This window comes from Arthrobacter sp. 10T44, from assembly GCF_056393885.1.
In genome coordinates, this window is the sequence record NZ_JBFTGT010000002.1 from 59480 (window position 1) to 81801 (window position 22322).

General features: G+C 67.7%; 24 protein-coding genes. 18 read left to right on the plus strand and 6 right to left on the minus strand.

What is annotated here, in order from left to right; translation table 11 throughout:
* Nucleotides 1-279: 279 nt before the first annotated feature.
* From AC1DBL_RS04750 to AC1DBL_RS04820, 15 genes are all read left to right on the plus strand, one after another.
* On the plus strand, nucleotides 280-717 hold the full coding sequence (locus tag AC1DBL_RS04750; protein WP_476925580.1) for a hypothetical protein: 438 nt from the start codon (nucleotides 280-282) through the stop codon (nucleotides 715-717).
* 221 nt (nucleotides 718-938) lie between these two features.
* Complete coding sequence (gene rpsP, locus AC1DBL_RS04755; RefSeq protein WP_138769023.1) at nucleotides 939-1361, plus strand: 30S ribosomal protein S16; 423 nt, start codon at nucleotides 939-941, stop codon at nucleotides 1359-1361.
* 1 nt (nucleotide 1362) lies between these two features.
* Nucleotides 1363-1605, plus strand: a complete 243-nt coding sequence (locus AC1DBL_RS04760; RefSeq protein WP_056426755.1) for an RNA-binding protein — start codon at nucleotides 1363-1365, stop codon at nucleotides 1603-1605.
* A gap of 126 nt (nucleotides 1606-1731) precedes the next feature.
* Nucleotides 1732-2334, plus strand: a complete 603-nt coding sequence (gene rimM / locus AC1DBL_RS04765) for a ribosome maturation factor RimM (RefSeq protein WP_476925581.1) — start codon at nucleotides 1732-1734, stop codon at nucleotides 2332-2334.
* Nucleotide 2335: 1 nt separating this feature from the next.
* Complete coding sequence (gene trmD, locus AC1DBL_RS04770) at nucleotides 2336-3145, plus strand: tRNA (guanosine(37)-N1)-methyltransferase TrmD (RefSeq protein WP_441417511.1); 810 nt, start codon at nucleotides 2336-2338, stop codon at nucleotides 3143-3145.
* Between the two features lie 261 nt (nucleotides 3146-3406).
* Nucleotides 3407-3766: a 50S ribosomal protein L19 gene (rplS, locus tag AC1DBL_RS04775; protein ID WP_056738299.1), complete on the plus strand. Its 360-nt coding sequence runs from the start codon at nucleotides 3407-3409 to the stop codon at nucleotides 3764-3766.
* A 100-nt stretch (nucleotides 3767-3866) separates the two neighbouring features.
* Nucleotides 3867-4544 (plus strand): signal peptidase I, encoded by a 678-nt coding sequence (gene lepB / locus AC1DBL_RS04780; RefSeq protein ID WP_476925582.1) that lies wholly within the window; start codon nucleotides 3867-3869, stop codon nucleotides 4542-4544.
* Nucleotides 4545-5513, plus strand: a complete 969-nt coding sequence (lepB, locus tag AC1DBL_RS04785; protein WP_441417513.1) for a signal peptidase I — start codon at nucleotides 4545-4547, stop codon at nucleotides 5511-5513. It abuts the gene before it with no gap.
* A gap of 8 nt (nucleotides 5514-5521) precedes the next feature.
* A complete protein-coding gene (locus tag AC1DBL_RS04790; RefSeq protein WP_441417514.1) occupies nucleotides 5522-6193 on the plus strand; it encodes a ribonuclease HII in 672 nt (223 codons plus the stop codon).
* A 42-nt stretch (nucleotides 6194-6235) separates the two neighbouring features.
* Complete coding sequence (locus tag AC1DBL_RS04795) at nucleotides 6236-6562, plus strand: DUF2469 domain-containing protein (RefSeq protein ID WP_056426737.1); 327 nt, start codon at nucleotides 6236-6238, stop codon at nucleotides 6560-6562.
* An 83-nt stretch (nucleotides 6563-6645) separates the two neighbouring features.
* Entirely contained in the window at nucleotides 6646-7002 is a 357-nt protein-coding gene (locus AC1DBL_RS04800) for a YraN family protein (protein ID WP_441417515.1), read from the plus strand.
* On the plus strand, nucleotides 7003-8550 hold the full coding sequence (locus tag AC1DBL_RS04805; protein WP_441417516.1) for a YifB family Mg chelatase-like AAA ATPase: 1548 nt from the start codon (nucleotides 7003-7005) through the stop codon (nucleotides 8548-8550).
* A 76-nt stretch (nucleotides 8551-8626) separates the two neighbouring features.
* Nucleotides 8627-9814 carry a DNA-processing protein DprA gene (gene dprA / locus AC1DBL_RS04810; RefSeq protein ID WP_441417517.1) on the plus strand — a complete coding sequence of 396 codons (1188 nt, stop codon included), beginning with the start codon at nucleotides 8627-8629 and terminating at the stop codon, nucleotides 9812-9814.
* A 158-nt stretch (nucleotides 9815-9972) separates the two neighbouring features.
* Nucleotides 9973-10899 (plus strand): tyrosine recombinase XerC, encoded by a 927-nt coding sequence (locus tag AC1DBL_RS04815; RefSeq protein ID WP_441417518.1) that lies wholly within the window; start codon nucleotides 9973-9975, stop codon nucleotides 10897-10899.
* Between the two features lie 376 nt (nucleotides 10900-11275).
* Nucleotides 11276-11779 (plus strand): DUF3145 domain-containing protein, encoded by a 504-nt coding sequence (locus tag AC1DBL_RS04820; RefSeq protein ID WP_136322385.1) that lies wholly within the window; start codon nucleotides 11276-11278, stop codon nucleotides 11777-11779.
* 147 nt (nucleotides 11780-11926) lie between these two features.
* On the opposite strand, the gene fabF is transcribed toward AC1DBL_RS04820, so the two are convergent.
* The 6 genes from fabF to aceE form a co-directional block, all read right to left on the minus strand.
* Nucleotides 11927-13162: a beta-ketoacyl-ACP synthase II gene (gene fabF / locus AC1DBL_RS04825; protein ID WP_476892354.1), complete on the minus strand. Its 1236-nt coding sequence runs from the start codon at nucleotides 13160-13162 to the stop codon at nucleotides 11927-11929.
* A gap of 218 nt (nucleotides 13163-13380) precedes the next feature.
* Entirely contained in the window at nucleotides 13381-13626 is a 246-nt protein-coding gene (locus AC1DBL_RS04830; RefSeq protein ID WP_091256299.1) for an acyl carrier protein, read from the minus strand.
* Nucleotides 13627-13771: 145 nt separating this feature from the next.
* On the minus strand, nucleotides 13772-14833 hold the full coding sequence (locus AC1DBL_RS04835) for a beta-ketoacyl-ACP synthase III (RefSeq protein WP_476892355.1): 1062 nt from the start codon (nucleotides 14831-14833) through the stop codon (nucleotides 13772-13774).
* Nucleotides 14830-15759 (minus strand): ACP S-malonyltransferase, encoded by a 930-nt coding sequence (locus AC1DBL_RS04840; protein ID WP_476892356.1) that lies wholly within the window; start codon nucleotides 15757-15759, stop codon nucleotides 14830-14832. The genes AC1DBL_RS04835 and AC1DBL_RS04840 overlap by 4 nt, the downstream gene beginning before the upstream one ends.
* 88 nt (nucleotides 15760-15847) lie before the next feature.
* Nucleotides 15848-17092 carry a PucR family transcriptional regulator gene (locus AC1DBL_RS04845; RefSeq protein WP_441417521.1) on the minus strand — a complete coding sequence of 415 codons (1245 nt, stop codon included), beginning with the start codon at nucleotides 17090-17092 and terminating at the stop codon, nucleotides 15848-15850.
* A 141-nt stretch (nucleotides 17093-17233) separates the two neighbouring features.
* Entirely contained in the window at nucleotides 17234-20014 is a 2781-nt protein-coding gene (gene aceE / locus AC1DBL_RS04850) for a pyruvate dehydrogenase (acetyl-transferring), homodimeric type (protein ID WP_476892357.1), read from the minus strand.
* Between the two features lie 420 nt (nucleotides 20015-20434).
* Between aceE and AC1DBL_RS04855 the strand changes: the two genes are divergently transcribed.
* The 3 genes from AC1DBL_RS04855 to AC1DBL_RS04865 are packed head-to-tail and all read left to right on the plus strand — an operon-like array spanning nucleotide 20435 to nucleotide 22286.
* Nucleotides 20435-20854 (plus strand): DUF3052 domain-containing protein, encoded by a 420-nt coding sequence (locus AC1DBL_RS04855; protein ID WP_175320867.1) that lies wholly within the window; start codon nucleotides 20435-20437, stop codon nucleotides 20852-20854.
* A complete protein-coding gene (locus AC1DBL_RS04860) occupies nucleotides 20851-21351 on the plus strand; it encodes a peroxiredoxin (protein WP_476892358.1) in 501 nt (166 codons plus the stop codon). The genes AC1DBL_RS04855 and AC1DBL_RS04860 overlap by 4 nt, the downstream gene beginning before the upstream one ends.
* Before the next feature lie 14 nt (nucleotides 21352-21365).
* A complete protein-coding gene (locus AC1DBL_RS04865) occupies nucleotides 21366-22286 on the plus strand; it encodes an NAD-dependent protein deacetylase (RefSeq protein WP_441417524.1) in 921 nt (306 codons plus the stop codon).
* Nucleotides 22287-22322: the final 36 nt, after the last annotated feature.

A 22322-nucleotide genomic window follows, 5' to 3' on the forward strand; every position in this document is an offset into this window, starting at 1 on the left:
GATTATGTCCATTGCTCGCGGCCAGGGGTGGGCATTTCCGCTGGCGGGAGTGCGCGAGGCAGGGCGCGGCATGGGGTCGCCCGGTCATGTCCGTCCGCCGATCGGGACGCCGGGCATGTCCATCCGCCGCGGCCAGGGATGGACATAGTGGGATTATGTCCATTGCTCGCGGCCGGGGCAGGGCATGTCCGGTCCGGGCGCGGCCGGGCTGGAGCGGATAGGCTGAAAGCGACGCCAAAAACGCGGCCAGCGCCGCCAACCCTCATCAGGAGCACTTCCTTGGGATTTACTGAAATCTTCGTCGCCACCCATGACGCCGCCCTCAAGCGTGCAGCGGCCCTCGACGGCGGCGCCGCGGTCGCCCCCGGCGCGGTCCGGATTCCGGACACCAGCGACTTCGAAGTCGAACGCCTGGGTGACCTGGCCGGGACTGCCGTGCATGCCGCCGGGGCCGACTATGAGCTGGCCATGGTGGACGTGGCCAGCGACTCCCTGCTGGGCGTGCCGGCCGCCATGGTCCGTGCCCTGGCCGAGTTGCTCAGCTACGAGACCGAGGGCGAGGGTGATGTCCTCGCGGACGTCGCCGAAGGCTGGGCCGCGGAGGAGGACATGCCCTTCGGTGCCGACCAGGCCGCCCGCTATGTCCGCCAGCTCGCCGAACTCGCTGCCGGCGTCGACCCCGCCACCAAGGCCGGGCTCTACGTCTGGACCTCCTGACGCGCCCAAGCCGACGGCTCGAAAAAGTGCCCGGACACGCAGCCCTAGGGTGTCAAGTCGAAATCCGCGCGGTGATCTGGCACAATGAACAGGTACTCGATCTGCGTGGCCCCTCTCTCCGCGTCCGGATCTTGTCCTTTTAGAACCCCCTAGTACGGCCCGCCCCACGGGTGCAGAACGCCGGGCTCGACCCCGTTTCAGAAACAGGAGTGACCACAAAAGTGGCCGTAAAGATTCGCCTTAAGCGCTTCGGCAAGATGCGCGCACCGTACTACCGCATCGTCGTCATGGACGCACGCTCCAAGCGTGATGGCCGTGCCATCGAAGAGATCGGCAAGTACCACCCGACCGAAGAGCCCTCGTACATCGAGGTCGACACGGACCGTGCCCAGTACTGGCTCGGCGTCGGCGCACAGCCGTCCGAGCAGGTTGCCGCGATCCTGAAGATCACCGGTGACTGGCAGAAGTTCAAGGGTCTCCCGGGCCAGGAGGGCACCTTGAAGACCAAGGCTCCCAAGGAAGCCTTCGTCACCCCGGAAAAGGGTTCCGTGATCATCCCGGAAGCTATCACCAAGAAGGCTAAGAAGGACGACGCAGCCGAGGCTCCCGCCGACGCCGAAGCAGAGACCACCGAGGCTGAGTAAATTGCTGGCAGAAGCGCTCGAACACCTGGTCCGCGGGATTGTTGACAGCCCCGAGGACGTCAAGGTCAGTGCGAAGAACAACCGCCGCGGGGACACCCTCGAGGTGCGCGTTCATCAGGACGATCTGGGACGGGTGATCGGACGCCAGGGCCGCACCGCACGCGCTTTGCGCACTGTGGTGGCGGCGCTGGCCGACGGCGAGCCGGTCAGGGTCGACGTCGTCGACACCGACCGCCGCCGGTAGCGCGACCAGCATTATTTGTCTTTAGTCCGGCCCCTTCACCAGCTTATGGTGGAGGGGCCGGACTGTTTTGCGCAGCAAATGCACCAACAAATCCCAGACTTTACGAGAACCCGAACAGAGGAACAGATGCAGCTTCAGGTGGCACGAATCGGCAAGCCCCATGGCATCCGCGGCGAAGTGACTGTCCAGGTGCTGACGGACGCCCCCGGTGACCGCTTTGTTCCCGGCACCCAGTTCGTGGTGGAACCGGCGTCGGCCGGGCCGCTGACTGTGGAGAGCGCCCGCTGGAACAAGGACATCCTGCTGCTGGCGTTCGAGGAGGTGGAGACCCGCAACGAGGCGGAAGCCCTCCGCGGAGCCAAGCTCTACGTCGAGACCGAAGAACTGGACGAGGACGACGACGAGGGCTGGTACGAGCACGAGCTGGTGGGCCTGGACGTCCGCATCGGCGACCAGGTGGTCGGCAAGGTCTCCGGTCTGCACACCATGCCGGTCCAGGACCTGCTCGTGGTGACTGACCGGGACGGCAAGGAAATCCTGATCCCGTTCGTGGAGCAGATCGTGCCTGAGGTTATCGTCGCGGACAAGTACGTCCTCGTCACCCCGCCAGCCGGCCTTTTCGAGGTCAACACCGAGGCCGGCGGGACCCCCGACGACGGCGGCACCGAAACAGACGCCGACGCCGAGGGAGCCAGCGACGCCGAACGTGGCGCGGGGGACAACGCCTAAGATGCGGATCGACGTCGTCAGCATCTTCCCCGAATACCTGGCACCGCTGGAACTCTCGCTGATCGGAAAGGCCCGCCAGGACGGGCTGCTGGACCTCAACGTCCACGACCTCCGCGACTTCACCACGGACCGGCACCGCACCGTGGACGACACCCCGTATGGCGGCGGGGCCGGCATGGTGATGAAGCCCGAACCGTGGGCCCAGGCCCTGACCGCCATTGCCGAGGCCGGCCCGAAAGCGCCTGGGGCGGAGGCCGTCCGGAAGCCCGTACTGATCGTCCCGTCGCCGGCGGGGGAGCGCTTCAGCCAGGCGATTGCCCACGAACTCGCGGAAGAAGAGCAGCTCGTCTTTGCCTGCGGACGCTACGAGGGTATCGACGAACGGGTCCTGGAGTGGGCTGCGGAACACTTCACCGTCCGGCCCATGAGCCTCGGTGACTACGTGCTGAACGGCGGGGAGGTGGCCGTGCTGGCCATGGTCGAAGCCGTGGGGCGGCTGCTGCCCGGCGTCGTCGGAAACCCCGAATCGCTCGTGGAGGAATCCCACTCCGACGGCCTGCTCGAGTACCCCGTGTACACCAAGCCCTCCAGCTGGCGGGACCGCGAGGTTCCGCCCGTGCTGCTGAGCGGCAACCACGGCAAGATCGCGCAGTGGCGGCGTCACGAACAGTACCGGCGCACCGCCGAACGCCGGCCGGACCTGCTCGACGCGTTCGACGCCGGCAAGCTGCCGCGCGCGGACCGCACCGCGTTCGGGGAACTGGGCTACGACGTCGTGGACGGCCGGCTCCGGCGCCGCCCCGACGCCTGAGCTGAGCCGATTCGCGAAGCCCATTCGCTCCGCCAATTCACCAAAACGTGCCGGAATGTGGCAAAATTAGTCCTTGTGCCGGCTGGGTGCGAACCTGCCACAGGGGGAGCGTCACCAACAGCGCGGCACCCCGGCCCCGTCAATTCCTGACGGAGCCGGAACGACAAAACTTTCGGCGGGAATTTCCGGTGCGCACAGCACCCGGGCTTGGCCGCCGTGACCCAACGTGAATGACCTGTGGCGTTCACCAGGAGTGGATCAATGCATATCCTCGATTCCGTAGATGCAGCCTCGCTGCGCAACGATGTTCCCGAGTTCCGCGCAGGTGACACCATCAAGGTGCACGTGAACATCATCGAAGGCAAGAACTCCCGTGTCCAGGTCTTCCAGGGCTTCGTCCTGGGCCGCCAGGGCGACGGCGTCCGCGAAACCTTCACCGTCCGTAAGGTCTCCTTCGGCGTCGGCGTGGAGCGTACCTTCCCGGTACACTCCCCGATCATCGACAAGATCGAGCTCGTCTCCAAGGGTGACGTGCGCCGCGCCAAGCTTTACTACATGCGTGCACTGCGCGGTAAGGCTGCGAAGATCAAGGAAAAGCGCGACTTCCAGACCGCCAAGTAAGTCCTTCGGACTTTCCAGCGGGTCCACGGAGGGCTCCGGTGTTTGCCGGAACCGTCCCCACTGCGCCGTTCAATTAGAAAAGCGTTAGAGGACACGGATCATGGAACAGACAAGACGCCGGCCCAGGAAACTGGGCTGGCGTTTTGCGCTTCTGGGCCTGGTGCTGGCCGTGGCAATCAGCGGCCTGGTCCGGTCACTGTGGCTGGATGTCTACTTCATCCCCTCCGCGTCGATGGAGCCGCTGCTCCGCGACGGTGACAGGATCCTGGTGTCCCGCACCGACTTCGCGTTCGACCCGGTCCGCCGCGGCGACGTCGTGGTCTTCGACGGCCGCGGCTCTTTTGCCCCGCTCAGCAGCGGCAAAGGACCTGCGGCTGACGTCCTGACCGGCGCTGGCCACTGGCTGGGCCTGACCGGCAGCGACACCACCTATGTCAAGCGCGTCATCGGGCTACCTGGCGACCGCGTGGTGTGCTGCGGCGCGGACGGCCGGCTCACAGTTAACGGCCAGCAACTTGAGGAACGCTATCTGTATGAAGGCGACGCGGCGAGTAAGTTGAAGTTCGACGTGATTGTCCCGGACGGCAGGCTCTGGCTGATGGGAGACCACCGTTCGAAATCGGCCGATTCGCGCAGCCTGCTGGGCGCGCCGGGAGGCGGTATGGTCCCCCTGGAGCGCGTGATCGGCCGCCCGGTACAGATCATCTGGCCGCTTGATAGATTTGCAGCAATTCCGCGGCCCAACGAGGCCGCCACGACGATGAAGAACGGACAGTAGATGCCCGAGACCGGACCCCGGACTCCTGATCCGCGGGGGCACGACGAGCCCCGAGTGACCTCCTCGCCCATCCCCGGCGCCGAACACCCGACGACGCGGCTGCCCGCCGCGCCGAGGCCCGAACACGCGCCGGACACTCGGCCGGTGCCCGCTGAATCGGTGCACGCTGAACCGGTGCACTCGGCGCCCCCACAGCCCGCGCAGCCCGAGCGGGCCGAGGGCGCCCCATTGGCCGGTCCCTCACATGCCGGACCGTCGTCGGCGCGTGCCCGAAAGGCTAAAGCCCGCCAGGGCCGCAACCCGATGCTTCTCTGGCTTAAGGAGATCGCCACGGTGGTGGTGATCGCCGTCGTACTGTCTTTCCTGATCAAGACCTTCCTGTTCCGGGCTTTCTATATTCCGTCCGAGTCCATGATGAACACGCTGGACGTCAACGACCGGATCTTCGTCAACTTGCTGGTGCCGGAGCCGATCGCCTTGGAGCGCGGGGACGTCGTGGTGTTCCGGGACACCAAGGGATGGCTTGTCCCGAGCGCCGTGAAGCCGGCCGGTCCGTTGACCGGTGTCCAGGATGCGCTGACGTTTGTGGGCCTGCTCCCCGACAACTCCGAGCAGCACCTGGTCAAGCGCGTCATCGGCCTGCCGGGCGACCACGTCGTCTGCTGCGACGGCAGCGGCCGGCTCACCGTCAACGGGGCTCCCCTGAACGAGAAATACGTCAACAGCGCCGAGGTCCCGCAGGTGCGCGACTTCGACGTCGTCGTCCCTGCCGGCAAGGTCTGGGTCATGGGCGACAACCGGAACCACTCCGCCGACTCGCGCGCCCACATGGAAAGCAACGGCGGCTTCATCGACGTGGCCGACATCGAAGGCAAGGCGGCCGTGATCGCGTGGCCGTTGAACCGGATCACGTCGCTGGACAACTATCCGGACGTGTTCCGCGGCGTCCCGGCTCCGGTGAAGAAGTAGGGACAGCAGTGTCCGAAGCTCCAACCCTCGACTACGAGCGCCGCTTCCGTGGCTCCGGCGCGCGGCTGCTCGCCGGGATCGACGAGGTGGGACGTGGTGCCCTGGCCGGACCCGTCAGCGTCGGAATCGCCGTCGTGGACCTGCATAAGCAGAAGCTGCTCGCCGACGTGCGGGACAGTAAGCTGCTCAAGGTCGCGGACCGGGAACGGCTCGAACCGCTGGTGCGCAGCTGGAGCGTCGCCTCGGCCGTGGGGCACGCCAGCGCGGCGGAAATCGACGCGCTGGGGATCATCGGCGCGCTCCGGCTCGCCGGCAACCGTGCCTGGTTCGCGGTGCTGGCCGCCGGTGTGACACCGGACGTGGTGCTCCTGGACGGCAGCCACAACTGGCTCTCACCCGTGGCGCAGGCCTCGCTGTTCGACGAGGGCCCCGAGGAGCCGGGCTGTGACGCGCCGGTCCACACCCTGGTCAAGGCCGACATGCAGTGCCTCAGCGTGGCCGCCGCATCCGTGCTGGCCAAGGTCGAACGTGACCGGCAGATGGCTGTCCTGCACACCGAGTACCCGGCGTTCGGCTGGAACGAGAACAAGGGCTACGGCACCGCTGCGCACAAGGAGGCCCTCCGCGCCGCCGGCCCCACGCCGTACCACCGGGTGAGCTGGCAACTGCTCGGCGACTGAGCGGTGGCGCGCGCCCGGCGCCCGATGGTGCAAGATGGAACCATGAGTGCCGAGGACCTTGAAAACTATGAGACCGACATGGAGCTACAGCTCTACCGCGAATACCGCGACGTCGTCGGGCTGTTCAGCTATGTGGTCGAGACCGAACGGCGTTTCTACCTGGCCAACCACGTGGACCTGCAAGCGCGCAGCGCCGACGGCGAGGTCTACTTCGACCTGACCCTGCAGGACGCCTGGGTGTGGGATGTCTACCGCTCCGCCCGGTTCGTCAAGAGCGTCCGCGTCATCACTTTCAAAGACGTCAACGTCGAGGAACTCCCGCGCAGCGAGGAGCTCGCCCTGCCCAAGGTCGAGGGCCTGGGCAACTGATTCCTGCCTCGCGTGACCTGAAGTTACCCACATAGCCGAATTTTTGTCCGCGTGCTGGCCGCCCTGCGATCCACGCTGGAGGCATGAGAGCTAAGGACATGCTGGGCCGGCGCGGCGAGGAACTCGCCGCCGGCTTTATCGAAGCCCAGGGGATGCGGATTGTTGACCGCAACTGGCGTTGCCCCGAGGGTGAAATCGATATCGTCGCGCTCGACGGCGACGCCCTGGTCATCGCCGAGGTCAAGACCCGAAGATCCCTCGCCTACGGGCACCCGTTCGAAGCCGTGGGCGTGGACAAGCTCGCCCGGCTGCACCGGCTGGCCTCGGCCTGGTGCCGGGACCATGAGCTGCGGATGCCGCTGCGCCGCGTAGACGTCATCGCCGTGGTCGACGACGGGACCGGTTCCCCGGCCATCGAACACCTCAGAGGGGTGGGGTAGATGGCGCTGGGACGGACCTATTCGGTGGCGCTGGTCGGCCTGAACGGCTACATCGTCGAGGTCGAGGCCGACATCGGCCAGACCCTGCCCGCGTTCGTGATCCTCGGCCTGCCGGACGCCTCGCTGAATGAGGCCAAGGAACGGATCCGGTCTGCGGCGCAAAACTCCGGGATCCCGCTCAGCCGCCGGAAGATCACCGCGAACCTCATTCCGGCGTCGCTGCCCAAGCGCGGCTCCGGATTCGACCTCTCCATCGCCATGGCGGTGCTGCTGGCCGCCAACGACGTGCGCTCCACCGGACGCCATGTCTTCATCGCCGAACTTGGCCTGGACGGGCGGCTGCGTCCGGTCCGCGGCATTCTGCCGGCCGTGATGGCGGCTGTTCAGGCGGGGTATCCCGACGTTGTGGTGGCCCAAGCCAACGCCGCCGAAGCAGAGCTGGTGCCCGGCGCCAGGGTCCGCGGCTACCGGACCCTGGCCAGGCTGGCGTTCGATTTCGGCGCCGACCCGCAGGACCTTGCCCTGGACTTCGAGCCGGACACCGCGGATGCCGACGACGTCGACGGGATGGCCCCGGCCGGCCTGGCACCGGATATGTGCGACGTCTCCGGCCAGTCTGACGGGCGCCGGGCCCTGGAAGTGGCCGCCGCCGGAGCGCATCACGTGCTGTTCACCGGCCCGCCCGGGGCAGGCAAGACCATGCTGGCAGAGCGCCTGCCCGGGTTGCTCCCTGATCTCGGTGACCGGGAAGCCATGGAGGTGACGGCCATTCATTCCCTCAGTTCGCTCACCTCGGCTTCCGTCACGCTGCTGCGGCGGCCGCCCTACGAGAATCCGCACCACACCGCCACCGCGGCTGCCATTATCGGCGGAGGATCCGGATTGCCTCGGCCCGGCGCGGCGTCCAGGGCTCACCGTGGCGTGTTGTTTCTCGATGAAGCCCCCGAATACGAGCGCCGGGTCCTCGACGCACTCCGGCAGCCACTCGAAAGCGGCGAACTGGTCATCCACCGCTCGGCGGGCACCGCTGCCTACCCGGCCCGGTTCCAGCTGGTCCTCGCTGCCAACCCCTGTCCCTGCGGCAAAGCCTCCGGAAAGGGCGTGAATTGCACCTGCACCCCGATGATGCGGCGCCGTTATCTCGCTAGGATGTCGGGGCCGCTGCTGGACCGGGTCGACATCCAGCTGGAGGTCGAGCGCGTCGCACTCGCAGACTTCGGCCAGCCCCGGGCCGAAGAGGCCACAGCCGACATCGCCGCCAGGGTGCGCGCCGCCCGGGAGCGCCAGCTGGACCGGCTCCGGCCGCTCGGACTGGAAACGAACTCGCAGGTTCCCGGACGGGTGCTCCGCGGCCCCCTGCGGCTCTCGGGACCGACAACGCGGATCCTCGACCATGCGCTGGAACGCGGCGCCCTGACGGCCCGCGGCTATGACCGGGTGCTGCGTCTGGCGTGGACCCTTGCGGATCTCTCCGGCCGCGACGGGCCGGACGCGGATGACATCGGTCAAGCGCTCAATCTTCGGCAATCCGCGTCGGCTGCCGCGTGACGGCGCCGAGCTGTCCCATCCCGCCACGCCCCGCTATCAGCACCACAGCAGCACCGGAAGAGGAGAGAGCAGCACCATGACACAGAACGAAAGGACCGCCCGGGCGGCGCTGTCCAGGCTTCTGGAACCCCAGGACGCCGCCGGCCTGGCGCTCGTCCGGGTTGCCGGCGCCGAGGATGCGCTGCGGATCGCCACCGGGCAACTGCCGGCCGGCCCGAGGCTGGAGCAGGAACTGTCCCAGGTGCTAGAGCAGAACGGCGCCGGCGGCGGCTGGACCGGCCTGGGCATGGCACTGAAGCGCTGGGCACCGCGGGTACCCGACCTGGCGCCGGAGCGCGACCTGGCGACCATGCAACGCCTCGGCGGCCGCCTGATTATCCCGGCGGACAACTCGTGGCCCGGCCAGCTCGCGGACCTGGGGCTGCAGGAGCCGCTCTGCCTCTGGTGGCGGGGCGTGGAACAGGAGTTGCCGCGAGTTCACAAAGCCATTGCGCTGGTGGGCTCCCGCGACAGCACAGCCTACGGCTCTGCAGTAACGGGTGACCTCGCTTATGGGCTGGCCCAGCGGGGCTTCACGATCATCTCCGGCGGAGCCTACGGGATTGACGCCCACGCCCATCGGGCCGCCCTGGCCGGGGCCGCCGCGGGCCTGCCAACTATCGCCGTCATGGCAGGGGGAGTGGACCGGTTCTACCCCGCGGGCAATGAGGATCTGCTCCGTGCGGTGGCCAACCAGGGCGCCGTGCTGGCCGAGGTCCCGCCGGGTTCTGCCCCCACACGGTACCGCTTCCTGCAACGCAACAGGCTCATCGCTGCGCTGGCCGCCGTCACGGTGGTGGTCGAAGCCCGGTGGAGATCCGGGGCGCTCAACACCGCCCACCATGCCGAGACCCTGGGCAGGGCGGTCGGCGCGGTGCCGGGCTCGGTGCACAGTGCCAACTCGGCCGGCTGCCACCGGTTGCTGCGCGAAGGCGGCGCAGTGTGCGTCACGGACGCGGCCGAGATCGCGGAACTGGCCTCGCCGAGCGGCGAGGCGCTGCCGGAGGCCAAGGCGGGCCGGGCGGAGGCCCACGACGGGCTGACCCTCGAAGACCTCATTCTCCTGGACGCCCTTCCGCTGCGGATCACCAGCACTATTGAGAAGCTTTCCGTGGTCGCCGGGCTGAGCCCGGAATCGGTCAGGGCTGGTCTTGGGCGGCTCGGACTGCTGGGCCTGGCCGAATCACACCGTGGCGGCTGGAAACGCTCCGCCAAGGCGGGCTGACGCGATGCACCAGCTCGGTGGCGCATCACCGCCCGGGGGCAAAACGCCATGCCGCCCCGCGCCGCGACTTCCAGCATGGTGCGGAGCAAGCACGCGGGCGTTGGCGGCGCGCCGCCGGACTGCGCTGGCGCCGGCCAAATTGCTGGGAGAGTGGGAGGGTGTCAACACAGCAACTTCCCCCAGCGCTCGCTGCGGCCGCCCACGGCTTCGGCCGGTATCTGGAGGCTGAGCGGGGCCGCTCCGCCCACACCGTCCGCGCCTACCTTTCCGACGTCGGAAGCCTGTTGGCGCATGCGGTCTCGGAGGGCGCGGAGGATCTGGCACACCTGGAACTCGGCACACTGCGGCGCTGGCTTGGCACCCAGAGCGAAGCCGGGATGTCACGAGCCACGCTGGCCCGGCGCGCGGCCACCGCGCGGGCCTTCACCGCGTGGGCCGTCCGCGAGGAGCTCATCGCCGCCGACCCCGCCCTGCGGCTGAAGGCCCCGAAACGGGAGAAGTCCCTGCCCGGCGTGCTGCAGCAGGGGCAGGTGCAGCGGCTGGTGGCCGGAGCCGAGTCGGCCGCCGCGGAAGGGGAGCCGCTGGCCCTGCGCAACCGCGCCATGCTGGAGCTGCTCTACGCCACGGGCGTCCGCGTCGGCGAGCTGGCCGGCCTGGACATCGACGATCTCGACCCGGACCGCCGGACCCTGCGGGTGCTCGGCAAGGGCAACAAGGAGCGGACGGTTCCCTACGGCCTCCCGGCCGCGGTCGCCGTCGACGACTGGCTGCGCCGTGGACGCCCGGCCCTGGCGGCGGACGGCTCCGGCCCCGCGCTCTTCCTCGGGGCGCGCGGAAAGCGGGTGGACCAGCGGCAGGTCCGTAGCGTCGTCAAGGGGCTGCTGGACGGGCTGGGGGACACCTCGGCCACGGGTCCGCACGCACTGCGGCACTCGGCGGCAACCCACCTGCTCGACGGCGGGGCGGACCTCCGCGCGGTGCAGGAAATCCTGGGGCACAGCAGCCTGGCAACCACCCAGATCTACACCCACGTCTCCGTAGACCGGCTCCGGAAAAGCTACCAGCAGGCGCATCCGCGGGCTTGACCGGCCGCCGTCCGGCACGGCGCCGCGACCTGGGCCATCAGGGCTCCCGGGGGCCCCTCCGGGGCGTGTCAAGGGCACCTGTGGACCATTAGCAAAGCCGGAACGACTCGCCGGGAGCGACGCGCCGAATTGCACTGGCGTAATTAGGCGGGGTACGGCACAATGAGACTCACGCCCGGCAACTTTCAAGTGGTGCTTGAACCGCTAAAGCATCGATTTACCACCTGAGAACCGGACATATTTTTTGCATATTGTTGTTTTGAAGAAACTGAATAGTCTGGCAGGGGCCAAGAGCCCCGCACGCGGATCCACGCAGCAGACAGGCATCCAGGCAGAGGTCGTTGGGGAAGACGTACCTATAGCTATGGAGGATGGAATGTCTGTTGCACTAACCCGCGGTGTCCTGTTCGTACACTCGGCCCCGACCGCCCTGTGCCCCCACGTTGAGTGGGCCATTGGGTCTGTCGTGGACAAGCGCACGGACCTCGAGTGGACTGCCCAGCCCGCTGCGCCCGGAATGTTCCGGGCCGAGCTGTCGTGGACCGGAACACCGGGCACGGGGGCTCAGTTGGCGTCTGCGCTCCGCGGCTGGGCTCACCTGCGCTACGAGGTCACCGAGGAGCCCAGCCAGGGCGTCGACGGCGGCCGCTGGTCGCACACCCCGGAACTCGGCATCTTCCACGCCGTCACGGACGTGCACGGCAACATCATGGTCTCCGAGGACCGCATCCGCTACGCCTACGAATCCGGCGCCGGCGACCCTTCCGCGGTCTACCATGAGCTCTCGCTGGCCCTCGGCGAGGCCTGGGACGAGGAACTCGAACCCTTCCGGCACGCCGCCGAAGGCGCCCCCGTACGCTGGCTTCACCAGGTCGGCTAGCCACTCTGGGGCTCTTCCCACGACCCTGGACGTACCGCACCACACTCCATAGCAACGCCAAATGACAGATGGCGGCAATGTTCACCAGGAACATTGCCGCCATCTGTCATTTCGGCGTGGAGGCCCAGTTGAGCGGGCCCCGGCGGGTTAGACGCTGCGGACGGCGATGACGGCGTTGTGGCCGCCGAAGCCGAACGAGTTGCTCAGTGCCACGATGCTGCCGCCGGGCAAGGCGCGCTCGGAGGTGACGATGTCGAGCGGGATCTCCGGATCCTGGTTCTCGAGGTTGATCGTCACGGGCGCCTTGCGGTCGTATACGGCCATGACGGTCAGTACGGCCTCCACCGCGCCGGAGGCACCCAGCAGGTGGCCCATCTGCGACTTGGTGGCGGAGACGGCCACGTTATCCACGTGGCTGCCGAGGGCGGCCTTGAGGGCGGTGTACTCGGGCTTATCGCCGACCGGGGTGGAGGTGGCGTGCGCATTGACGTGCACCACGTCCTCGGCCTGGATGCGGCCGTCGAACATGGCTGCCTTCAGGGCGCGGGTGGCGCCGAGGCCCTCCGGGTCCGGGGCCGTGATGTGGTACGCGTCGGCGGTTACCGAGGTGCCGGCGAGTTCGGCGTAGATTCGGGCGCCGCGGGCGAGGGCGTGCTCCTCGGCCTCGAGCACCAGAGCGCCGGCGCCTTCGCCCATCACGAAGCCGTCGCGGTCGCGGTCGTAGGGGCGCGAGGCATGCTCGGGATCGTCGTTGCGGCGGGACAGCGCCTGCATCGAGGCGAACGCGGCGATCGGCATCGGGTGGATGGCGGCTTCGGCGCCGCCGCAGACGACGACGTCGGCCTTGCCGGAGCGGATCAGGTCCAGGCCCATGTGCACGGCTTCGGTGCCGGACGCGCAGGCGGAGACGGGGGTGTGGGCGCCGGCACGGGCGCCGAGGTCCAGGCTGACGGCCGCGGCGGGGCCGTTGGGCATCAGCATGGGGACGGTCATGGGGAGGACACGGCGGGGCCCCTTTTCGCGCAGGGTGTCCCAGGCGTCCAGGAGGGTCCAGACGCCGCCGATGCCGGTGGCGAAGGCGACGGCCAGGCGGTCATGATCGATGTCGGTGATGCCGGCGTCGGCCCATGCCTCGCGGGAGGCGACGACGGCGAACTGCGTCGACGGGTCCATGCGCTTGGCCTCGACGCGGCTCAGGACCTCGGTGGCGGGGTTGGAGGCCCGAGCAGCGAAGTGCACGGGCAGCTCGTACTTGGCCACCCAGTCGTCCTCAAGCGTGTGCGCGCCGGAGACGCCCTTCAGCGCGTTCTTCCACATCGTGGGGACATCGCCGCCAATGGGTGTGGTGGCACCCAGACCGGTAATGACTACTTTGCGTGCCATGGGATCACTCTCTGTCGGTGCGCCTGCCGTATCCGGAACCTGGTGAAGGCGGCCGGGGCCTGCGTAGGGAAAACTCGGTGGTCATGCAGAAATCAGGGATTGAACTGTGGTGTTCCGGTCCGGGACGCTGTCGAAGCGTCCCGGACCGGCCACAAGCCCGGCCGTTGCCGGCCACAAGCTCCGGCCGGTTACCGGCCGGAGCCAAGGCGCAGGCGGAATTAGGCCTGGGCGTTGGCGATGAAGCTGACAGCGTCGCCGACGGTCTTGAGGTTCTTGACCTCTTCGTCCGGGATGCGCACGCCAAACTTTTCCTCGGCGTTGACCACGATGGTCATCATGGAGATGGAGTCGATGTCCAGGTCCTCGGTGAAGGACTTGTCCAGCTCGACAGCCTCGGGGGCCAGGCCGGTCTCTTCGTTGACGATTTCGGCCAGGCCGGCCAGGATCTCTTCGTTGTTAGCCATTGATGGCTCCTTTTCTTGTTGTTGCCGTCGGCTTCCGGTGGTTGTGCCGGGAACGTCGGGCGAAATGATTCAAACCGAGGGTTCGGCTTGGTTGGGAATCCGTGCTGTTGAGGAATGCGTTCAGCTTGGGAAGTGCGGTGGCCGCCTACGGAAGCACAATCACCTGGGCGCCGAAGACAAGTCCGGCTCCGAACCCGATCTGCAGTGCCAGTCCGCCGCTCAATTCAGGGTTTTCCTGAAGCAAGCGGTGGGTGGCGAGGGGGATGGAGGCTGCCGAGGTGTTGCCTGCTTCGGCGATATCCCGGGCGACCTTGACGGTCTCCGGAAGCTTGAGCTTCTTGGCCATCTCATCGATGATCCGCATGTTGGCCTGGTGCGGGATGAAGGCCGCGAGGTCCTCGGCCTTGATCCCGGCGGCGTCGAGGGCCTGCTGGGCCACCTTGGCCATTTCCCAGACCGCCCAACGGAACACCGTCTGGCCGTCCTGCCGCAGCGTGGGCCACAGGGCCGCCTCGGTGACGGCGGCCTCGCCCTCGCTGAGGGCGGTGTCACGCTTGCCGGCGGCGGCGAAGTCGCGGATGTCCAGCATCGAGTGGGTCATGCCGATGGCGTCCCACTTGCTGCCGTCCGAACCCCATACCGAGGGGCCGATGCCCGGGGTGTCTGAGGGTCCGATGACGACGGCGCCGGCGCCGTCGCCGAGCAGGAAGGAGATGGTGCGCTCGGTGTTGTCGATGACGTCGGAGAGTTTCTCCGCACCGACCACGAGCACGTACTTGGCCGCGCCGGAGCGGACCAGCGCGTCGGCCTGGGCGATGCCGTAGCAGTAGCCGGCGCAGGCGGCGGAGATGTCGAACGCCGGTGCCGGGGTGGCGCCGAGACGGTCGGCCAGGCTTGCGGCGGCCGAGGGCGTCGCATACGGGTGGGTGACGGTGGAGACGATTACCGCGCCGAGCTCGGAGGCCTCAATGCCGGCCTTTTCCAGGGCCTCGCGGGACGCGCCCTCGGCCATGTCGATCACGCTGACGTCGGCGGGGGCCCGGTGGCGCGTGATGATGCCGGTGCGCTGCCGGATCCACTCGTCCGAGGAGTCGATCCACTGGCAAACGTCCTCGTTGGTGACGATCACGCTGGGCCGGTACGCGCCGACGCCCATCACCCGGGTGTTTTCCTGCAGGGGAGCCTGCTTCAGAGTAGGAGCGCTCATTCCCCTCCCTCCAGTTCTGCGAATAGGGCCAAGGCGGCGGAAAGGTCATCCGGGGTCTTGACGGTGACGGTCTTCACGCCGGGCATGCCGCGCTTGGCCAGGCCGGCCAGCGTCCCGGCCGGGGCCAGTTCGATCACTCCGGTCACGCCGCGCTTCACGAGGGTCTCCATGCAGAGATCCCAGCGGACCGGGCGGGAGACCTGGGCAATCAGGCTGTCGACGGCGGCACCGCCGTCGGTGACCTCCGCGCCGTCGAAGTTGGACAGCAGCGGGACCTGCGGGTTCCGCGGGTGCAGCGAGGGCCGGAGGGCCTTCAGCGCGGCGACCGCGGGGGACATGTGCGAGGTGTGGAACGCGCCGGCGACTTTCAGCGGGATCACTCGGGCCTTGGCCGGGGGATTGTCGGCGAGGGCCTTCAGCTGCTCCAGGGTGCCGGCCGCGACGGTCTGGCCGGCGCCGTTGACGTTGGCCGGGGTGAGGCCGCAGGCCTCGATCGCGGCCAGGACTTCGGCGGGGTCCCCGCCCACGACTGCGCTCATGCCGGTGGGGGTGGCCGCGGCGGCCGCGGCCATGCCGTTGGCGCGTTCGCGGACAAAGGTCATCGCTTCGGTCTCGGTCAGGACACCGGCCAGGGCGGAGGCGGTGATTTCGCCGACCGAGTGTCCGGCGAGGATGACCGGGAGGGTGCCCAGTTCGACGTCGAAGAGCGACTTGGCGGCCACGAGTCCGGCGGCGACGATCAGGGGCTGCGCGACGGCGGTGTCCTTGATGGTCTCCTCATCGGAGGTGGTTCCGTGGGCGGTGAGGTCGATACCTGCTATTTCGCTAAGGGAGGCCAAATGGCCTGCGACGGGAGGCAATTCCAGCCAGGGGGCTAGAAAACCAGGGGTCTGGGAGCCCTGTCCAGGGCAAACGATTGCAAGCACGTATCCAGCTTTCCAAATTGCCGCGTGATTCATCGGTACTCTCATGCACCAAGCTCACTGGGTCAGATTGTAGGAAGTCTACAACGGGTCAGGAGTTGTTGCGCGACGGCTGGCGTTCCGCGGAGGGCCTGGGCGGGGCCGAGAGCCGGCCCACCACGAGCGCCGCCTGGAGCACAAAAGCCTCCCGGGGGATCAACGGATCCCAGCCCGTGACGTCGCAGACACGCTTGAGCCGGTAGCGCACGGTGTTGGCGTGGACGAAAAGCTCGCGGGCGGTCGCTTCAAGCGAGTGGCCGAGTTCGAGGTAGGTCCCGAGGGTCTCCACGAGGCCGTTGGACGCCGCGACCAGCGGCCGGTAAATGTTCTTGACCAGGGAACGCCGGGCCGCGTCGTCACCGGAGATCACGCGCTCGGGCAGGAGGTCATCGGCAGCCACGGGACGCGGCGCGGAGGGCCACGCCTTGGCTGCGGTCAGGCCGGCGAAGGCGGACTGAGCGGAGCTGCTGGCCTCCAGCAGGGATCCGGCCTCGGCGCCGTAGACCACCGGCCCCGGGGCGAAGAGCTCGCTGAGTTTCTGGCAGGCCGTTTCGCGGTCCTGCACGCCGCCCAGGATCAGGATCAGCCGGTCGCCCTGGATCCCGACGAGGGCGTCCTCGGCGAAGCGCCCGGCCGTGCGGCGGAGTTCGCTGACGTAGCTGGCGCTGGGTTCCGACGGGGAATTCCCCACCATCACGGTGAAGCGTTCCTGGGCTTTCCAGCCCAAGGCGGCGATCCGGGAGCGCAGCGCGTCGGTGTTTTCGCCGCGCAGGATCGCGTCGACAATCAGCGCCTCCAGCCGGGTGTCCCAGGAACCGCGGGTCTCGGCGGCGCGGGCGTAGACGTCGGCCGCGGCGAAGGCCACCTCGCGGGAGTAGCGCAGCACGGCCTCGCGCAGGCCGGCCTGGTCGGCTTCCGGGGCGATGATCGGCACCTGCTCCTCGACCACCTCCACGACGATCCGGATCAGCTGCAGCGCCTTCTGCAGGCTGATCGAGCGGGTCAGCTCGGTGGGGGCGGTGCCAAAGACATCGGAGAGGATCCAGGACGGAGAGCTGGGCCGCTCGAACCAGGTGACAAAAGCGGCAATGCCGTTCTGCGCGACCATGCCCAGGGCGGAGCGCTCATCGGAGTTCAGCCGGCTGTACCAGGGCAGTGATTTCTCCAGCTGCCGCAGGGTCGTGGTGGACAGCTGGCCCACGCTGGCCCGGAGCTTCTTCAGCGTCTCGGCCTTCTCCGGGGTGAGCGCCCGCACGGACGGCTTGCGTTTTGCGGGAGTGGTGGTGGGCTCTGCCATGCATCGAGCATACGGTGCCCGCCGTCCAAGCTCCATTTGTGCAAAGGCTACAAGTCCCTTTGGGCTGCGTCACAGGCTTAAACGCCCGACGGCGGCCCCCACCCGAAGGTGGGAACCGCCGTCGTGCGTTCGCTTTGGAGACTAAGAGTCGCCGCCCGCGTTGCCGGTGGTGCCGGCGTTGACGTTGAGCAGGCGGTACTTCTCGATTGCCTGGGCCGGGGCCTGGGCGTCGACCTCGCCGCGGCGGGCCAGCATCTGCAGGGAACGGACCACGATCGAGTGGATGTCGTTCTTGAAGAAGCGGCGAGCGGCGGCGCGGGTGTCCGAGAAGCCGAAGCCGTCAGCGCCGAGCGAGGCGAACTCGTTCGGGATGAACTGGCGGATCTGGTCCGGAACGGCCTTCATGTAGTCCGAGACCGCCACGATCGGGCCGGTGGCGCCGGCGAGCTGTTCGGTGACGAACGGGACGCGGGCCGGCTGACCCGGGTTGAGGAAGGCGTCTTCCTCGGCGGCCATGGCGTCGCGGCGCAGTTCGGTCCAGGAGGTCACGGACCAGACATCGGCGGAGACGCCCCAGTCCTCGGCGAGGAGCCGCTGGGCTTCGAGGGCCCAGGGGACGGACACACCGGAGGCCAGGATCTGCGTGCGCGGGCCGTCGATCTTGGCCGGTGCCAGCAGGTAGATGCCCTTGATGATGCCCTCGACGTCGAGTTCGGCGGGTGCCGGCGGCTGGACGATCGGCTCGTTGTAAACCGTGATGTAGTACATCAGGTTCCGGGCCGGGTCGTTGTCCGCCGGGCCCGGACCATACATCCGGTGCAGGCCATCACGCATGATGACGCCGATCTCGTAACCGTAGGCCGGGTCGTAGGTGACGACGGCCGGGTTGGTCGAGGCAAGGATCGGGGAGTGGCCGTCGGCGTGCTGCAGGCCCTCGCCGGTCAGCGTGGTCCGTCCGGCGGTCGCGCCGATGATGAACCCGCGGGTCATCTGGTCGGCGGCGGCCCAGAAGGAGTCGCCGGTGCGCTGGAAACCGAACATCGAGTAGAAAACATAGATCGGGATCAGCGGTTCGCCGTGCGTGGCGTAGGACGTGCCCGCCGCGGTGAAGGCGGCGACCGAACCGGCCTCGTTGATGCCGGCGTGCACGATCTGGCCGGCAATGGATTCCTTGTAGGCCAGGACGAGGTCGCGGTCCACGGACAGGTAGTTCTGGCCGTTCGGGTTGTAGATCTTCGCCGTCGGGAAGAACGCGTCCATGCCGAAGGTGCGTGCCTCATCGGGGATGATCGGCACGATCCGGGAGCCGAAGTCCTTGTCCCGCATCAGGTCCTTGAGCAGCCGGACGAACGCCATGGTGGTGGCGGCCTGCTGCTTGCCGGAACCGCGGTTGGCGACCTCGTACGCCTTGTCGCCCGGCAGGGTGACGTCGGTGTGCTTGGAGCGGCGTTCGGGGACGAACCCGCCGAGGGCGCGGCGGCGTTCCATCAGGTACTGGATCTCCGGGGCGTCGGCGCCGGGGTGGTAGTACGGCGGCTGGTACGGGTCGGCCTCGAGCTGCTCGTCCGTGACCGGAATGCGCAGGTGGTCGCGGAAGGCCTTCAGGTCCGCCAGCGTGAGCTTCTTCATCTGGTGGGTCGCGTTGCGGCCCTCGAAGTGGGTGCCCAGGCCGTAGCCCTTGACCGTGTGGGCCAGGATGACCGTCGGCTTGCCCTTGAACTCGGTGGCGGCCTTGTACGCGGCGTAGACCTTGTTGTAGTCGTGGCCGCCGCGCTTGAGGTTCCAGATCTCCTGGTCCGTCATGTCCGCGACCATGTCCTTGGTCTGCGGGGTCTTGCCGAAGAAGTGCTCACGGACGAATCCGCCGGATTCGGCCTTGTACGTCTGGTAGTCGCCGTCGACCGTCTCATTCATGATCTTCACGAGCGAGCCGTCTTCGTCCTTGGCGAGCAGGTTGTCCCACTCGCGGCCCCAGACGACCTTGATGACGTTCCAGCCGGCGCCGCGGAAGAACGCCTCGAGCTCCTGCATGATCTTGCCGTTGCCGCGGACCGGGCCGTCGAGGCGCTGCAGGTTGCAGTTGATGACGAAGTTGAGGTTGTCCAGCTTGTCGTTCGCGGCGAGCTGCAGCAGGCCGCGGGACTCCGGCTCGTCCATTTCGCCGTCGCCCAGGAACGCCCAGACCTGCTGGTCCGAGGTGTCCTTGATGCCGCGGTTGTGCAGGTAGCGGTTCGACTGCGCCTGGTAGATGGCGTTCATCGGGCCGATGCCCATGGACACGGTGGGGAACTCCCAGAACTCCGGCATGAGGCGCGGGTGCGGGTAGCTGGAGAGGGCGTGGCCCTCCTTGGACTTCTCCTGGCGGAAGCCGTCCAGGTCCTCCTCGGTCAGCCGGCCTTCCATGAAAGCGCGGGCGTACATGCCGGGGGAGGCGTGGCCCTGGAAGAAGACCTGGTCGCCGCCGCCGGGGTGGTCCTTGCCGCGGAAGAAGTGGTTGAAGCCGACCTCGTAGAGGGTCGCCGCACCGGCGTAGGTGGAAATGTGGCCACCGACGCCGATCTCGGGACGCTGGGAGCGGTGCACCATGACGGCGGCGTTCCAGCGCAACCAGGCGCGGTACTTGCGTTCGATCTCTTCATCGCCGGGGAACGGCGCTTCCTGGTCCACCGGGATGGTGTTGACGTAGTCGGTGGTGGTCACCATCGGCACGCCCACGCTCTGCGCGCCGGCCCGCTGGAGCAGGCTCCGCATGATGTATTGGGCACGCTCGGTGCCCTGTTCCTGAATCAGGGTGTCCAGGGACTCCAGCCATTCGGCGGTCTCTTCCGGATCACGATCAGGCAGCTGGTTAGTCAACCCGCTGAGGATATGGGAGGTATCTTCTCCTGCAGCCACGTCCAACCTCTCTTTGAGCGCATTCATCGGCACCCTCAGCTCCGGCAGGGTAACTGCCTGGCGTGAACGCGACGTGTGCGACATATCGGTAACAGCAGCCCGGTCCTGTACGCCGGGCTAGGTCCAATCACAACCATGCCTGCCTGTATTAGCGGTCGGTTGTCCGCGCAGGCAAAGTCGTCATCAGCCACTCTAGCCGTGTCAGTCCGCGGATGCGTAGCTGTCCTATGGGGCCACCGCCGTATTTCACGGGCATACTGGTTCTGTGACGTGGACCCCCTCCGGGGCCCGCGGAACGGCCGGTGTGACGCAGAATATGGCGGATCGCGGCGTTAGCAGCTTGAAGCAAAGGCCCAAAGGGTGTTGGCTTGTAGTAATGGAAATCACTAGCACCATTGGGTCCACCAAGCAGTACACCAAGAAGTACAAACAGCATAGGAGCACCACGTGAGCGAGGCCGACGCCGCCACTTCGGTAAATGTGGCGGAAAAATTGGGTTTCAAAAATGGAGATCTGATTCAAGAATTCGGTTATGACGACGACGTCGACTTCGACTTGCGCGACGACATCGAGGACCTCACCGGCTCGGAACTCTTCGACGAGGACGACCATGAGGTGGTCGACGCCGTGATCCTCTGGTGGCGGTCCGACGACGGGGACCTCGTTGACACCCTGGTCGGCTCGCGCACCACTCTGACCGAGGGCGGCGTGGTCTGGGTGCTCACCCCGAAGAACGGCCGGGTGGGCTACGTCTCACCGGCCGACATCCAGGATGCCGCGCCCACCGCAGGCCTGCACTACACCACGTCCGCTGGCGTCTCCAAGGAGTGGAGCGCCACCCGGCTGGTCACGCGGAAAAACAAGTGACCCAACCCGGCGCAGGAGTGGCGCTGGCAACCGCCGTGCCGGCGGTCGGCCAGCCCGCCCCCGACTTTGAGCTGGTCAACCAGTTCGGTGAGCCGGTCCGGCTGTCGGAACTGCGCGGACGCAATGTGGTCCTCGTGTTCTTCCCGTTCGCGTTCTCCGGCATTTGTACGGGCGAACTTTGCGAAATCCGGGACAACCTTGCGCTCTTCGAGGACGCCGACGCCGCCGTGCTGGGGGTTTCGGTGGACAGCAAGTTCGCGCAGCGCGCCTACGCGGAAAAGGAGGGTTACTCCTTCGACCTCCTTGCGGACTTCTGGCCGCACGGTGCCGTGGCCGAGCGCTATGGCGTCTTTGACCCCGACAGCGGCATGGCCAAGCGCGGCACCTTCATCATCGACGCCCACGGAACGGTCCGCTACGTCGTGGTGAACCCCCGCGGCCAGGCCCGGGATTTCACCGAGTACCGCGCCGCCCTGGCGGGGCTCGCAGGGAACTGACGGGGACAGGCGCGATGCGGCAGCGGCGACCCGGCGTCGGCATGACTGGCTTTGCCAGCCTGCCGCCGGTCGTTGCCGCCGAACCGGCGCGGAGCGAACTCGAGGTCCTGCGGGAAATCCACGGCGTCCTCGCGGGGGAGCGCTTCGCGTTGCTCACCGGCGCCGGGCTCAGCACGGATTCGGGCATCCCGGATTACCGGGGCCCCGGGGCGGCTCCGCGGGCGCCCATGACCTACCAGGAATTCATTGGCGACCCCGAGAACCGCCGTCGCTACTGGGCGCGGAACCACATCGGCTGGTCCCATCTGCGCCGCGCCGATCCTAACGACGGCCATGCGGCCGCCGCCCGACTCGAGCACCGCGGGCTCCTCACCGGCCTGATCACCCAGAACGTGGACCGGCTGCACGAGGACGCCGGGAGCGTCAACGTGGTGGACCTGCATGGCCGCTTCGACCGGGTGGTCTGCCTGGCCTGCCATCGCCGCTACAGCCGCTCGTTGCTGGCCGGCGTGCTGGAGGAACTCAACCCTGACTTCCTGACGGAAGCACTCGCCGCCGGTGTCGTGGAAATGGCCCCCGACGCCGACGCCACCGTGGAAGATTCGGAGCTGATCGCGGGTTTCGTCGTCGCCAACTGCCCGGCCTGCGGCGGCACACTGAAACCCGACTTTGTCTACTTTGGCGAGAACGTGCCCAAGGACCGGGTTGAGCGCTCCTACGCCATGGTGGACGACGCCGCGGCCCTGCTGGTGGCCGGTTCCTCCCTGACCGTGATGAGCGGACTGCGGTTCGTCCGGCACGCCGCCAAGCAGGGCAAGGCGGTGGTGATCATCAATCGTGGGCAGACCCGCGGCGATGACCTGGCCACCATCAAGCTGGAGGCAGGCGTCAGCGAATCGCTGACCTGGCTCGCCGCGGAGCTCCCCTCACTGTGAGGCGTTCCGGCCCGGCGGACGATTGGCGTTTCCGGC